Raw genomic sequence first — 13,375 nt, forward strand, 5'->3', positions numbered from 1 at the left:
CGCGAAGTGATTTTGCATAGCGAAAATGGCGTGATCGGCATGGGACCAGCACCGGCCAAAGGCGAAGAAGACTACGATCTGATCAATGCAGGAAAACAGCCCGTCACGCTATTGCCGGGCGGCTGTTACTTCCATCACGCCGACAGTTTTGCGATGATGCGCGGCGGCCATCTGGATGTGTGCGTACTCGGTGCGTTTCAGGTGTCTGCCGACGGTGATCTAGCCAACTGGCACACCGGCGCGCCGGATGCGATCCCGGCCGTCGGCGGCGCGATGGATCTCGCCATCGGCGCCAAGAAAACCTACGTGATGATGGAACACCTGACCAAATCGGGTGAAAGCAAACTGGTGAAGGCATGCACTTATCCGCTGACCGGCATCGGCTGCGTCAGCCGGATTTATACCGATCTGGCGGTGATTGACCTGGATCCCGCAGGCGCCAAGGTGATAGAAATCGTTGAAGGGCTGACTTTTAATGAATTGCAAAAATTGACAGCGGTAGCGCTGATCAACGCTTGCTGATCAGTTCCTTTCCGCAGCAGGCAGCAGGCAATAGACAGCCGCTCAACCATAACCCCTTATTTAGGTTCAGGAGATTTCAATGTCCCACGCTTTCATTTGCGACGCCCAGCGCACGCCATTCGGCCGCTACGGCGGTGCCTTGTCCAGCATACGTGCCGATGACCTGGGGGCGATTCCTATTCGTGCACTCATGGCGCGCAATCCGCAAGTTGACTGGCAAGCCGTGGTCGATGTGATCTATGGTTGCGCCAACCAGGCCGGCGAAGACAATCGCAATGTCGCGCGCATGTCGGCACTCTTGGCCGGCTTGCCGGTAAGTGTCCCGGGCGGCACCGTCAACCGCCTTTGTGGATCAGGGCTGGATGCGATCGGTACCGCAGCCCGCGCCATCAAGAGCGGCGAGGCCGGACTGATGATCGCCGGCGGCGTTGAAAGCATGAGCCGTGCGCCATTCGTCATGGGCAAAGCGGAAAGCGCATTTTCACGCGCTGCCAAGATCGAAGACACCACCATCGGCTGGCGCTTCGTCAATGCCTTGATGAAAGCGCAATACGGTGTCGATTCCATGCCCGAAACGGCCGAAAATGTTGCCGCCGATTATGGCATCAGTCGCGCTGACCAGGACAAGATGGCGCTGGCCAGCCAAATGAAAACCATTGCTGCGCAAAAAGCCGGGTACTTCGATAGTGAAATCACCCCGGTGACGATTACGCCGAAAAAAGGCGATCCAAAGGGTGATCCAATCGTCGTCAGCAAAGACGAGCACCCGCGCGCCACGTCGCTGGAAGCCTTGGCAAAACTCAAACCCGTCGTCAAAGCCGACGGCACAGTCACCGCCGGCAATGCCTCCGGCGTCAATGACGGCGCCTGCGCATTGCTATTGGCGGACGAAGCGTCCGCGGCAAAATACAGCCTGGTGCCGAAGGCACGTATCGTCGGCATGGCGACTGCCGGTGTTGCACCGCGTGTGATGGGCATCGGACCATTTCCGGCGGTATTAAAAGTACTGGAACTGACCGGCCTAAGGCTAGACCAGTTCGATGTCATCGAACTCAATGAAGCCTTCGCCGCGCAAGGCCTCGCCGTTTTACGGCAACTGGGCTTGCAGGACGATGACCCGCGCGTCAACCCGCACGGTGGCGCCATCGCACTCGGCCATCCATTGGGCGCATCCGGCGCACGCTTAGCTACTACCGCGGTCAATCAATTGCAACGGACCAAAGGACGCTATGCGTTATGCACGATGTGCATCGGAGTTGGGCAAGGAATTGCGCTGGTGCTTGAACGGGTTTAACTAGAGGTGGTACGGACCCGGGCTCTGAAGGGTATAAGCGCGAATCCTCTGCTGTAAGGAGCCCCGCAGCGACTCTTCAGCGGACTGTGGTCAGAATCAGGAATGCGCCCGGATAAATTCGCCGATCTTAGGACAAATCTCCTCGCGCCAGCGGCGACCTGAAAAAATCCCAAAATGTCCGCATTGCGGCGCGGTAAAATGCTGCCGCTTCGCTGCTGGGATCGCGGTGCACAGATCGTGCGCGGCCTGTGTCTGACCGGAACCGGAAATATCGTCCTGCTCACCTTCAATAGTGAATAGGGCAACCGCCTTGATGTCTTGCGGCCGTACTAGCTTGCCTTCCACTTCCCACGTCCCCTTCGGCAGGCTGAATTCCTGGAACACGGTCTGGATCGTTTCGAGGTAGTACTCGGCCGGCATATCGAGCACCGCGTTGTATTCGTTGTAGAACTTGCGGTGTGCATCGGCCAATTCATCCTCACCGTTGATCAGATGCTTGTGAAATTCCCGGTGGCTTTGCGCATGGCGCCCGGGATTCATCGCAATGAAACCGGCATGCTGCAGAAAGCCCGGATAGACCTTACGCCCAGATCCGGGATAGTTGGGCGGGACGCTGAAAATCACGGTATTTTCAAACCATGAATAGGCTTTTTCTGTCGCCAGGTCGTTCACCTGCGTCGGCGATTTGCGCGGATCGATGGGGCCGCCCATCATGGTCATCGTTTTGGGTAGTTTCGTATCGTTGGCGCTGGCCATCAACGCAATCGCCGCCAGCACCGGCACCGTCGGCTGGCAGACCGAAATTACATGCAAATCCGGGCCGAGCAAGCGAATAAAATCTTGCACATAATAAATATAGTCGTGCAAATGGAACGCGCCGTCGGACAAGGGCACCATCCGCGCGTCAATCCAGTCGGTGATGTAGACATCGTGGTTCGGCAGCAAGCCACGCACGGTGTCGCGCAACAGCGTCGAATGATGGCCGGATAAAGGCGCCACCAGGAGCACTTTAGGTTGTTGCGGTTTGGACAATTCTTTGTCGCTCAAATCTTTTTTGAAATGCACCAAGGTGCAAAAAGGCTTGTTGAGTGCGACCTCTTCGGAAATTGCTACGGTCTGGCCATCGATGAGCGTCGTTTGAATCTCAAATTGTGGCTTTTCATAATCCTTGCCGAGCCGATACATTAACTCGTAATGGGCCGCAATATGTTGCGAATACGGTGTGTGTGCCAGCGGTGAGACCGAATTGGTCAACAGTTTGGCTAAAGCTTCTGCCCATTGCATCAAGGGCGCCAGGAACGAGCGGTTCTGTTCATGCAATTGATAAAGCATGGTGGCTCCGATCAAGTTGTTCTGAGTGGGGGTATGGCTTGCGGAAAAGAAAACGGGCCGCAACGCGACCCGTCAAAGCCCCATCATGCAAACGCTTTACTTCTTGGCGGTCTGACTGACAGTTTTTTCTACAGCTTGTGAAACCTGGCTCGTGACATTGGTCAGATTGGCTTCCAGCGTTTCCACCGCTTGTTTAGTGGTCTTGCTCAACTGCTCGTAGCCGGCATTAGCGTTGCCGAGGGCAGATTTCAGCATCGCGACCGCGCTTTCGGAACCGGCCGGTGCGCTCTTGGCGACGTTATCAACCAACGCTGTTACCTTGCTGCGGGCGTCAGCAATTTGCACTTCAGCAGCTTTGGTGAATTCAGCTTGGGCGCTGGACCCGATAGCAGCCAAATGACGGCCATAGGACAGCGCCTTTTCAGCATTCGGCTTCGCTTGTGCTGCGGTCAGTGTGAAAAATTCCTGCGGGTCTTTGGCGGAGAGCAATTGCCTGACTGCAACTTTGGATTCCTCGACCGATGCTTTGGCGGCGCTGACGTTCAATTGGATCACTTTTTCAACAGCTTCCAACGCTTTGCTAGTCAGCGCATTGAACATGGCGAGTTGGGTTTCGAAGTGGGCTTTGGTAGCAGTTGAAAATTGGTCTGGGATCGAAAACATGGATTTTTCCTTGGGGTTCAATAACTACTTTATACGAGCAACCATAAATATGGTGCGCTGCAACAAATACATCTTAACCGATGCGTTGCCCCTGTCAAGACATATTTGTGCGCTGCAGCATAAATGACGATGACCAAGGCGGATCCAAGGGCATGTGTTGCCCGCCATGGATCGCGATGTTCGCCCTGATCACAAACGCTGCCTCATCCGCCAATTCTTGCCGTGTTGTTGTCTCCTCAGGTTGTAGATTGTGATGCGGTTGAAAATGACATTGCTTGACTAAGCGCGTTCTACTGCCAGCGCCACGCCCATGCCGCCGCCAATGCAAAGACTTGCCAAGCCGTGCTTGGCATCGCGTCTGACCATCTCATGCAGCAAGGTCACCAGGATGCGGCAGCCCGAGGCGCCGATCGGATGACCGAGGGCGATGGCGCCCCCGTTGACGTTGATTTTGCTGGTATCCCAGCCCATCTCTTTATTGACTGCGATGGCCTGCGCCGCGAAGGCTTCGTTTATTTCCATCAAATCGAGATCCTGATGGGTCCAACCCGCTTTTGTCAGACACAACTGGGAGGCGGGAACAGGCCCCATGCCCATGATGCTGGGATCGATGCCTGCCGAGGAATAGGCCTTGATGCGAGCCAGCGGCGTCAAGCCCAGTTCCTTCGCCAGGGTGGCCGACATCATCACCACCGCTGCGGCCCCATCATTGATGCCGGACGCATTACCGGCGGTGACCGTGCCGTCCTTGGCAAAGGCCGCACGCAAACCGGACAGAGATTCCAGCGTGGTGCCTTGCTTGATGAACTCGTCCGCGTCAAAGACGATCGCGCCCTTTTTTTGCTGGATCTCGAAGGGCAGGATTTCATCCTTGAACTTGCCCGCCTTCTGCGCGGCTTCGGCTTTATTTTGCGAAGCCACAGCGAACTGGTCCTGCTCCTGACGCGAGATGCTGTACTTCTTGGCGACATTTTCAGCGGTAACACCCATGTGATACTGGTTGTAGACGTCCCACAAGCCATCGACGATCATGGTATCGACCAGCTTGGCATCGCCCATGCGGAAGCCGTCACGTGAGTTGTTCAGCACATGCGGTGATGCACTCATGTTTTCCTGGCCGCCGGCGATGATGATTTGCGCATCGCCACATTTGATCGCTTGCGCTGCCAGGTGGACCGCCTTCAAGCCGCTGCCACACACTTTGCCGATAGTCAGCGCTGGCACCATGTCGGGCAATCCGGCGCGGATCGACGCTTGCCGTGCCGGATTCTGGCCGCAACCGGCGGTGAGCACTTGCCCGAGTATGACTTCACTGATCTGCTCCGGCTTGATCCCGGTTTGGGCGAGCAATCCTTTAATTACATGCGCCCCCAAGTCGACTGCTGAAGTTTTCGCCAACGACCCACCAAATTTACCCACAGCGGTGCGGCCTGCGGCAACGATTACGACATCATCCATTTTGACTCTCCTTTAAAAACCACAAAAAACACAACCCAAAAATCATATCAAATACTGGGGCCCGCTTGTGGCGTTAACCAACTGCTCCAACCAACTTCCAGGCACATGCTGGGCAGTCGACAACCAAGCCTCGGGTCCCACCGAGCCCGCCATTCATTATGACGCGTAGTCAAGCGCGCCGTATTGCATTATGGTTTTGCCGCGACCTTGGTGTTTACGCTGGGCATCTACTACCGCCAGCGCAGTCATGTTGAGGAGGCGACGTGCCGTGCTATCGGATGTGAGGATATGGACCGGTTTGGCAGTGCCTAGCAGTATGGGTCCCACTGTCGTTGACGTAGGCATCGGACACAAACAGGTTCCTGCCTGGCAACATCAACAGATTCATCGCGGTCAGCAGATTGACGCCCTGTTGCTTGCCGATGATGTTTTGCACCTGCTCAAGATGGGAGTGATAACGGCCGACCACACCGCACACCACAATGGCTTTCACAGTGGCCAGTTTCATCGCCTCATTGATGGTGGTCGTCAATAACCCAATCAATTCAAACGTCCGGAGGCGTCCGCATGGGCATTGCATTAGCGCGGTTTTGTCGATTCAAGCCGCGTAGCTGAGCGACCTCTCTCTCCCTTGGGATCAATCGCCAAACACGCTTGGAAAACGGCGGTGCAAATCCGACAATTCATGTTGTAAGCCCGGAGGTAAAGTTGCCATGATGAAGCTCTCGTGCCTGAGTGGTTCATCGATGGCAAACCTTTCGGGCTTTCGTTCCTTCTATTCAAAAATGGATCAAGTCGAGCTCAGGTTTTGCCAGCCCGCGCCGCCGACACAGCCGCGCGCAATGCGAGCAGGTAGCTGTCGACGCCGAAGCCGCAGATCTGGCCATTCACAATCTCGGCAAACACCGAATGGTGGCGGAACGGCTCGCGCGCGTGGATATTGGACATGTGCAGCTCGACCACCGGCACGGTCAGGATCGCCAGTGCGTCGCGGATGCCGTAGCTATAGTGCGTCCACGCGCCGGCGTTGATCAGCACCGCATCCATGCCTTCGGTGAAACCCTCGTGAATCCGTTCGCACATCGCGCCTTCATTGTTGGTCTGGAAGCTCACCACCTCCACGCCGAGTTCGTGGCCGAGGGCCTGTAGCTTGTCGTCGATTTCGGCCAGCGTAATCGTCCCGTATTGGGCCGGGTCGCGCTTACCGAACATGTTGTGGTTGATACCGTGGAGCATGAGGATCTTCATGGATTTACCTTTCTGGGTGTTTAAATGGTCAAATTGGGGAAAGATTTACCGCCTTGCCGGACGATTTACGCATGCGGTGCTCCTTCCAAAAAGTCAGGCCTTGGCAGTGCGGGCCGCGACCATGCTGCGGAAATGCGCATCGATGCGCGCCACGTCGGGATGTATGCCCGTGAACAGTTCGAACGCACCGACCGCTTGGCCGACCGCCATGCCACCGCCATCCGAAGTCGGGCAGCCGAGCGCGCGCGCAGTCTTCAGCAGCGCGGTTTCAAGCGGGAAGTAAACAACCTCAGACACCCACAGGTCGGCCCGCAGCAGCTCGGCCGGCAGCGGCAGGCCGGGCAGCTTGTCCATGCCGGTCGGGGTCGCATGAATCAGACCGCTGGCGCCCCGCAGCGCGGCAGCGATATCGGTGCTCGCTGTGACCCGGCCTACGCCATGCTGGGAATTGAGCCTGTCGGCCAGCGCCTGGGTACGGGCGGTATCCAAGTCAACCACGGTCAGATGCTTGACGCCGATGCGCAAAGCCGCATCCGCAATCGCCGAACCGGCGCCGCCGCCGCCCAGCAGCACGACCTTCGACAGGTCCGCATGCGGCAGCGCGCGCTGGAAGCCCCAGGACCAGCCGGAGCCGTCGGTATTGTGGCCGATCAGCTTACCGTTCTGGTTGACCACGGTGTTGACCGCGCCCATCGCGCGCGCTTCTTCCGATAGGTCGTCCAGTAGCGGGATAATGGCCTGCTTGCACGGAAAGGTCACGTTGAAACCGGTGAAGCCGATGGCCCGGATCGCCTTGAGCAGCGCCGGCAGGTCCTCGACGCCGGCACCGGTACTGTCCAGGTCGATCAGTTGGTAATGCAAGTGCAGGCCTTGCTGGCGTGCTTCTTCTTCCTGCATCGACGGCGTCAGCGATTGCTGGATGCTCTTGCCGATCAGGCCGATAAGGATCTTGCGGGGTGCGGTCGTGTTAGTCATTAAGAAGCTCCTGCAGTGTATTCAGAACGGGATTAAATCTTGCGCCGATAAGGTTTGAAAAATCGTCAGATGATTTTTCAAACACTCCGGTTCAAACTGAAAAAATGTCCTGGCTCTGCGCCATGCACAAGAGCCAGGGACTGTTAATTGCGAAGGTCTTACTTGCGCGCCTTGGCGATCTCGGCGTTCATCTGGCCATCCAAGACCGAGCCGACCAGTCCCTGGTTCACCTTGGGGTTGCCATCCGCCCACTGACAGTCTCCGTGCTTGCCCCGCTCGTGCATCGGCGTGCGGTAACTCTCGCGCGCCGTGTCCACCGAGATGGCGGCAGCGACCGCAATGACACTAACGAATACCGTAACCGGCAGCCAGCCGTGCGCTCCCTGCTTCAGAATCGCCGCGCTAATGGTGGGCGCGAAGCCGATCCGGGTGCCGACGGCCATACCCGAGAGACGCACGCGGGATTAGCGGTGCTCCTGCGTCAGTGACCGACAACCTCTCCCTTGATTGCGGACGCCGCAGACTTGTCCTCGGGATGCGTGAACTGCTTGACCAATAGGGCGGCCGTAGCGACCAGTCCGGCAACGGCCACGATCGTGAAGATCCCGCTGAAGCCGAACTGGCGGCGCGTGAGTTCGGCGATAAGGAACGAGCCGGCAATCCCCCCAAAGCGACCGATGCCCAGCATCCAGGCGACGCCGGTGGCGCGGCCCTGGGTCGGATAGAACGCGGCGGCAAGTGCGGGCATGGACGATTGCGCAGTGTTCATGAGGGTGCCTCCCACGAACACGACCAGCATCAGCACACCGACATTGCCGGCGGCGTGCCCAATCGCATAGATGCTGACAGCGGTCAACGCATAGCCGACGGCAATAACCCGGTTGGCATTGAAGCGGTCCATCAGCCAGCCAAAGAGAACCGCGCCCACGCCGCCGAGGGGAAATAAGGCCGCAATGAGCGTGGCGGTCCGCGGCGCCAGTCCCGCGTCCTTGAGCAAGAGCGGCATCCAGTTGATGAGCGCGTAGAAGATCACCAAGCCCATGAAGTAGGCCAGCCACAGCATGACCGAGCCAAGCACGTGGGAGCGGGAAAGCACCACGCCCATGCCGCTCTTGGCATCGGTGGTCGCAGCCTTTTCGGTCATGACAAATGATCGCGCGTCAGCCACTGTCGCGGAAATGCGGCTGAGAGCGGCGCGGATACGCTCCGCCGGCTGCCCCTTGGCGACCATGTAGCGCACCGACTCCGGCAGCAACAGGAGTATCAGGACGGCCAGCACCAGTGGCGCAATTCCGCCCAGCAGCAGCACGCTGCGCCAGCCCCACTGGGGAATCATCCACGCGGCCAGGGAACCGCCGAATGCCGCTCCCAGGGGAAAGCCGCAAAACATGGCGTTGGTGAGCGTCGACCGTCGGTAATCAGGACAGTATTCGCTCATCAGCGTGACCGCGTTGGGCATGGCGGCGCCCAGTCCCAGTCCAGTCACGAAGCGCAGAACGGTGAGCTGCCCAAGGTCCGCGGAAAACGATGACCATGTGCACGCCACGCCGAACAACAGTACAGACACGCCGAGCACCAGTTTGCGGCCCATCCGGTCCGCTATCGGCCCGGCAGCAAGAGCACCGGCCGCCAGGCCAAACAGCGCCGCGCTCAATACCGGTGCCAGTGCCGGTCTTGTCATGCCCCATTCCTTGATAAGCGACGGGGCAATGAAACCGATGGCGGCGGTGTCAAAGCCGTCCAACAAGACGATGACGAAACACAACGCGAAGATCACCCACTGAAACCCCGAAAATGGATGCTGGTTGAGGAAGTCCTGGATATTGACGCTCTGCACATTGGCGCCCTGGACATGCAGGTTTTGATTCTGATGCATGAATTGGCTCCAATGTCAATTTCCAGCATTAAGGCGCCACCCGATTTCCGCTGATGACACCACTTTGATCTGCCATTCCAGTGGTGCAAACTGGGACGCAAGGATGCGCTAACACCTGGTCCGTTCGCCTCACGCGTTGACTGTGCGCCGTGTCATGCCGGCAATCCCAGTATTGACCGAGCCTCGGCAGGCGTCGCTGCCCGTGTGTCATAGTTCGCACACCGTTCAACAGCTATCCGTACAAGTTCTGCGTTGCTGTTGGCAAGCCGATCATGGCTAATTCGAATATTGTCTTCAAGCCCTGTTCGCACCGCGTCGCCATTCCGTTTCAACACCCAGTCGATCACGTCTGTCTGGTGCCGGCCAATGCCGGCGGCCGTCCAGGTCGCCTTAGGCAAGACGCGCTTGAGTTCACCGAGCAGAATATCGAGCAAATGTTCTTCTACCGGCAATGCATTTTTTATCCCCATCACGAACTGCACGTGCGGATGCTCGCTGAGCAAGCCGCTGTCGACCAGGCGTCGGGTTCCATAAATATGCGACAGGTCGAAAATTTCAATCTCGGGGACGACCGCGCTCTCCTGCATGCGCGTCGCTAATTCCACCATCAGTGCAGGGGCATTTTCGTACACCATGGTTGGAAAATTGACCGATCCTGTGGCTAATGACGCCATGTCTGGCTTGAGTGAGAGCGGATCACCACGCGCGCTTTGATCACGGCCCCGACCGCCGGTCGAAAACTGCACGATCATCCCCGGGCAATGCTTGCGCACACCCTCCAGAACCTGAGCAAACAGGACCGGTTCCGAAGACGAGCTTTCATCAGGGTTGCGAACATGAAGATGGACCAGCGATGCTCCCACCTCAAACGCTTCATGCGTCGATTCGATCTGTTCAGAAACGGTCACGGGAATTGCCGGATTATCTTTTTTACGTGGCACCGACCCGGTGATCGCCACGGCAATGACTACTGGCCTCATAAATCCCTTTCAATTGAAAACAATGTTGAGCGCAATCTCTATGCTGCTGGCAGCAGGCATCGCATTTGATGCGGCATTGCACAACCGGTCGCATTTGCTAATGCGGCAATCGCGTTCATGCTCGGTTTTCTGGCTCGGCACCACCGGCGCCGAGCCTATTTATTACTTGCCCAGCTCGTGCATTGGCGTACGATAAGTCTCGCGCGCCGTCGCCACCGAGATGGCGGCAACTACCGCAGTCACAGTGACGAATACCGCAACCGGCATCCAGCCATCTGCACCCGGCTTCAGGATCGCCGCGCTGATGGTAGGTGCGAAGCCGCCCAGTGCGAAGCCGATCTGGGTACCGATGGCCATACCCGACAGGCGTACGCGGGTGTCGAACATTTCGCCATACAAGGACGGCCAGATCCCGTTCGCCGCGCTGTAGACAACTCCGGACAAGAGCAGGCCGAACACAAAAATGAGTGGAATATTGGCGTGGCTGATGGCCGACATGTAAGGCCAGATCAGGCAGGCCGAGCCGATCGCGCCAAAGATAAACACGGGTTTGCGGCCGATGCGGTCCGACAACGCAGCGAAGGCCGGAATCGCACCCAGCGCCACCACATTAGCCAGGATCAGCACGGTGAGCATGGTCGCGCGCGGAATGTGCACCGTATTGACGGCGTACGAGAGCGTGAACACACTGAAGATGGTACTGACCACCGACACCAGGGCTGCAAAGATCACCCGCCCAAGATTCGCCTTATGATCGCGCAACAGCACCGCGACCGGCAGCTTGGCCTGCTTATGCGACTTTTCCTCCTCGTTGAAGACCGGCGTCTCGGGCAAGGTCCGGCGCACCCAGATACCAACCGCGACCACCACCGCACTCAGGAAAAACGGAATGCGCCAACCCCAGGACAACAGCTGATCCTCCGGCAGCGCCGAGATCGGCAGGTAGACCAGGGTCGCAAGGATCAGGCCGGCCTGGGTTCCGCTCAAGGTGAAGCTGGTAAAAAAGGCGCGGCGGTGCGCCGGCGCATGCTCGAGCGTCATCGAATTGGCGCCCGCCTGCTCGCCCGCCGCCGACAGCCCCTGCAACATGCGCAGCACTACCAGCATGATGGGGGCGGCGATGCCGATCTGGCCATAGGTCGGCAACAAACCAACCAGGAAAGTCGAGATGCCCATTAACAGCAAGGTGAATGTAAGTACTTTCTTGCGGCCATATTTGTCGCCGACATGACCCAGCAGCACGGCACCGATCGGCCGCGTTACATAACCGACCCCCCGAAGGTGGCAAAGGCCGCAACGGTGGCCGCCGCCGGGTCGAACGAGGGGAAGAAAATCTTGCCGAACACCAGCGCTGCCGCAGTGCCGTAAATAAAAAAATCATAATATTCGACCGCACTGCCAATCCAGCTGGCTAGTGCCGCCTTGCGCGGCGAGCGGGTGATCGTATCGGCCCCGGTGCCAGCATTGGTTTGAACCTGGCCTTGTTGATTAATTGCAGATGTAGACACAATGTCCTCCATGAACTATCAGTGTATTTGCACCATTAAAAGAACGGATTCTTTTAATGGATGAGGTGAAACGACGCGCTTAGAAACGGTGAATAATGCCCGCTTGCAACCCGGTCAGACCTTTGCCGTTGATATCGGCCCCCGCCAAGTTGGCCGACGGCCCCGCCGAACCGCTGAAACGGAAACCGGCATTGGCATCGTTTTTCATGTAGTTGGCGAAACCGTACAGCGTGGTGCGCTTGGACATGTCGTAATAGGCGCCGACGTTGCCGCCCTTCGCACCCGCGTCGCCGCCGGATTTATCCTTGATCACGCCGTACAGCGCACCGACGCGCAGTTGCGGAGCGACACGATAGTCAGCCGACACTTGGTAGACGTTGAAGTAGCGGCGAGCGTTCGCATCCGTGCCCGGGAACAGGTTATTGGGGCTGGCGACGTTGCTGAGGATGGTCCCTGCGGTCAATCCACTGGCATTGGCCGTGATGTTATTGCTGCGTACATAGGCGAGATATACCTTGCCCTGGCCGTAGTCATAGTCGGCGTACAGGTTATGGTATTGCACCTTGTTGTCGAGATGCGTGGCCAGGTTGGCGGCCGTGGCCGGTGCCGGCTTGGCAGCGATGCCGGCGTAGCCCGCGCGGTATGGGCCGTTGGTATAGTCGACGGCGAGTTGATAGATGGCGCTCTGAGCATGGCCGCCACCCGGCTGTTCAGCCAACGCATAGTGAACTGTGCCCTGGAAACCGGCAATGCGTGGCGACTTGTACGAAATATCATTGTCGTAGCGCGACGGCACGCCGAACGTATTCACGATCGAGCCGAAGGTGGTGCGCTCGGTGTAATCGATGGCACCGCCGATCTGTTGAATTTCGGTGTTTTGACGGCCCAAGCGGAATTCGCCGACTGGGGTGTTGATGCCGACCCACGACTGGCGGTCGAAAAAGCGGGCGCTGTCAGCCTGTGTGCCGGAATCGGCATTAAAGCCAGATTCAAGCTGGAATTTGGCTTGGTAGCCAGCGCCCAAGTCTTCCACACCGCGAAAGCCGAGGCGGCTGCGCAAGCTGGTGCCATCGTTCAGGCCTGTGATATGCGCCCCGCTGCTGCTGTGGATGTACCCCAGGTATTCGTCCAGATCGCCGTACAGCGTGACATTGGACTGGGCCTGTGCGGCAGCCGAACAGGCGGCCAGGCTGCAGACCACGGCAAATTTCTTCTTCATGAACATCTCCATATGGATTGATTTTTATTCCTGCTCTTGGCGGCGCGCCGCAGCTGGCGCGCCGTTGTTTCCCCTCAAACTAATGCCGGAGTGAGGGGACTCCTTCACTCAAAACTGTCTCAAGACCATCAGCGTCCGCGCACCGCCAGCTGGCCCGAATCGCTGCGCCGGTAAGCGCGCGGCATGGCGACCCAAGCGATCAAACCAAGCAACACCGAAACGAGGGACATGGGCATTACCAACGTTTCCGAGGCTGGTCTGACGCTGTACGAAATGAGCTGACCGCCAATGAACGCCGCA

At 58.0% G+C, this 13,375-nt stretch carries 14 protein-coding genes and 1 pseudogene; 2 read left to right on the plus strand and 13 right to left on the minus strand.

Features of this window, described 5'->3' with window-relative positions; translation table 11 throughout:
- Nucleotides 1-522 (plus strand): CoA-transferase (locus ACFOFO_RS15020; protein ID WP_390331903.1); only part of this gene is annotated, 522 nt, incomplete at its 5' end.
- Between the two features lie 79 nt (nucleotides 523-601).
- Nucleotides 602-1,816 (plus strand): 3-oxoadipyl-CoA thiolase, encoded by a 1,215-nt coding sequence (gene pcaF / locus ACFOFO_RS15025; protein ID WP_390324229.1) that lies wholly within the window; start codon nucleotides 602-604, stop codon nucleotides 1,814-1,816.
- A 96-nt stretch (nucleotides 1,817-1,912) separates the two neighbouring features.
- Here the strand turns inward: pcaF and ACFOFO_RS15030 are convergent, their stop codons facing one another.
- The 13 genes and pseudogenes from ACFOFO_RS15030 to ACFOFO_RS15090 all read right to left on the minus strand — a co-directional run bounded on the left by ACFOFO_RS15030 (nucleotide 1,913) and on the right by ACFOFO_RS15090 (nucleotide 13,075).
- The gene (locus ACFOFO_RS15030; RefSeq protein WP_390324227.1) at nucleotides 1,913-3,148 is read right to left on the minus strand and encodes a polyhydroxyalkanoate depolymerase; all 1,236 of its coding nucleotides are present in this window, start codon (nucleotides 3,146-3,148) and stop codon (nucleotides 1,913-1,915) included.
- A gap of 96 nt (nucleotides 3,149-3,244) precedes the next feature.
- Nucleotides 3,245-3,811 carry a TIGR01841 family phasin gene (gene phaP, locus ACFOFO_RS15035; protein WP_390328045.1) on the minus strand — a complete coding sequence of 189 codons (567 nt, stop codon included), beginning with the start codon at nucleotides 3,809-3,811 and terminating at the stop codon, nucleotides 3,245-3,247.
- A gap of 279 nt (nucleotides 3,812-4,090) precedes the next feature.
- Nucleotides 4,091-5,269 (minus strand): acetyl-CoA C-acetyltransferase, encoded by a 1,179-nt coding sequence (locus tag ACFOFO_RS15040; protein WP_390324225.1) that lies wholly within the window; start codon nucleotides 5,267-5,269, stop codon nucleotides 4,091-4,093.
- Between the two features lie 156 nt (nucleotides 5,270-5,425).
- Nucleotides 5,426-5,596: pseudogene (locus ACFOFO_RS15045) on the minus strand (hypothetical protein); the annotation flags it as partial.
- On the minus strand, nucleotides 5,541-5,849 hold the full coding sequence (locus tag ACFOFO_RS15050; RefSeq protein WP_390331904.1) for a phosphate acyltransferase: 309 nt from the start codon (nucleotides 5,847-5,849) through the stop codon (nucleotides 5,541-5,543). The pseudogene ACFOFO_RS15045 and the gene ACFOFO_RS15050, both read right to left, overlap by 56 nt.
- A 221-nt stretch (nucleotides 5,850-6,070) precedes the next feature.
- Nucleotides 6,071-6,517: a type II 3-dehydroquinate dehydratase gene (gene aroQ / locus ACFOFO_RS15055; protein WP_390324222.1), complete on the minus strand. Its 447-nt coding sequence runs from the start codon at nucleotides 6,515-6,517 to the stop codon at nucleotides 6,071-6,073.
- A gap of 93 nt (nucleotides 6,518-6,610) precedes the next feature.
- Nucleotides 6,611-7,492 carry a shikimate dehydrogenase gene (locus tag ACFOFO_RS15060; protein WP_390324221.1) on the minus strand — a complete coding sequence of 294 codons (882 nt, stop codon included), beginning with the start codon at nucleotides 7,490-7,492 and terminating at the stop codon, nucleotides 6,611-6,613.
- 158 nt (nucleotides 7,493-7,650) lie between these two features.
- Entirely contained in the window at nucleotides 7,651-7,950 is a 300-nt protein-coding gene (locus ACFOFO_RS15065) for a hypothetical protein (protein ID WP_390331905.1), read from the minus strand.
- Between the two features lie 23 nt (nucleotides 7,951-7,973).
- Entirely contained in the window at nucleotides 7,974-9,368 is a 1,395-nt protein-coding gene (locus ACFOFO_RS15070) for an MFS transporter (protein WP_390324218.1), read from the minus strand.
- Between the two features lie 152 nt (nucleotides 9,369-9,520).
- Nucleotides 9,521-10,348 carry a 3-oxoadipate:acetyl-CoA acetyltransferase gene (locus ACFOFO_RS15075; RefSeq protein ID WP_390324216.1) on the minus strand — a complete coding sequence of 276 codons (828 nt, stop codon included), beginning with the start codon at nucleotides 10,346-10,348 and terminating at the stop codon, nucleotides 9,521-9,523.
- A 162-nt stretch (nucleotides 10,349-10,510) separates the two neighbouring features.
- The gene (locus tag ACFOFO_RS15080; RefSeq protein WP_390324214.1) at nucleotides 10,511-11,590 is read right to left on the minus strand and encodes an MFS transporter; all 1,080 of its coding nucleotides are present in this window, start codon (nucleotides 11,588-11,590) and stop codon (nucleotides 10,511-10,513) included.
- Between the two features lie 17 nt (nucleotides 11,591-11,607).
- Complete coding sequence (locus ACFOFO_RS15085) at nucleotides 11,608-11,868, minus strand: hypothetical protein (RefSeq protein ID WP_390331906.1); 261 nt, start codon at nucleotides 11,866-11,868, stop codon at nucleotides 11,608-11,610.
- 67 nt (nucleotides 11,869-11,935) lie between these two features.
- Nucleotides 11,936-13,075, minus strand: coding sequence for a porin (locus ACFOFO_RS15090; protein ID WP_390324209.1), 1,140 nt, complete (start codon nucleotides 13,073-13,075; stop codon nucleotides 11,936-11,938).
- Nucleotides 13,076-13,375: the final 300 nt, after the last annotated feature.

This window comes from Pseudundibacterium arcticum, assembly GCF_042646465.1.
Taxonomy (GTDB): domain Bacteria; phylum Pseudomonadota; class Gammaproteobacteria; order Burkholderiales; family Burkholderiaceae_D; genus Undibacterium_A; species Undibacterium_A arcticum.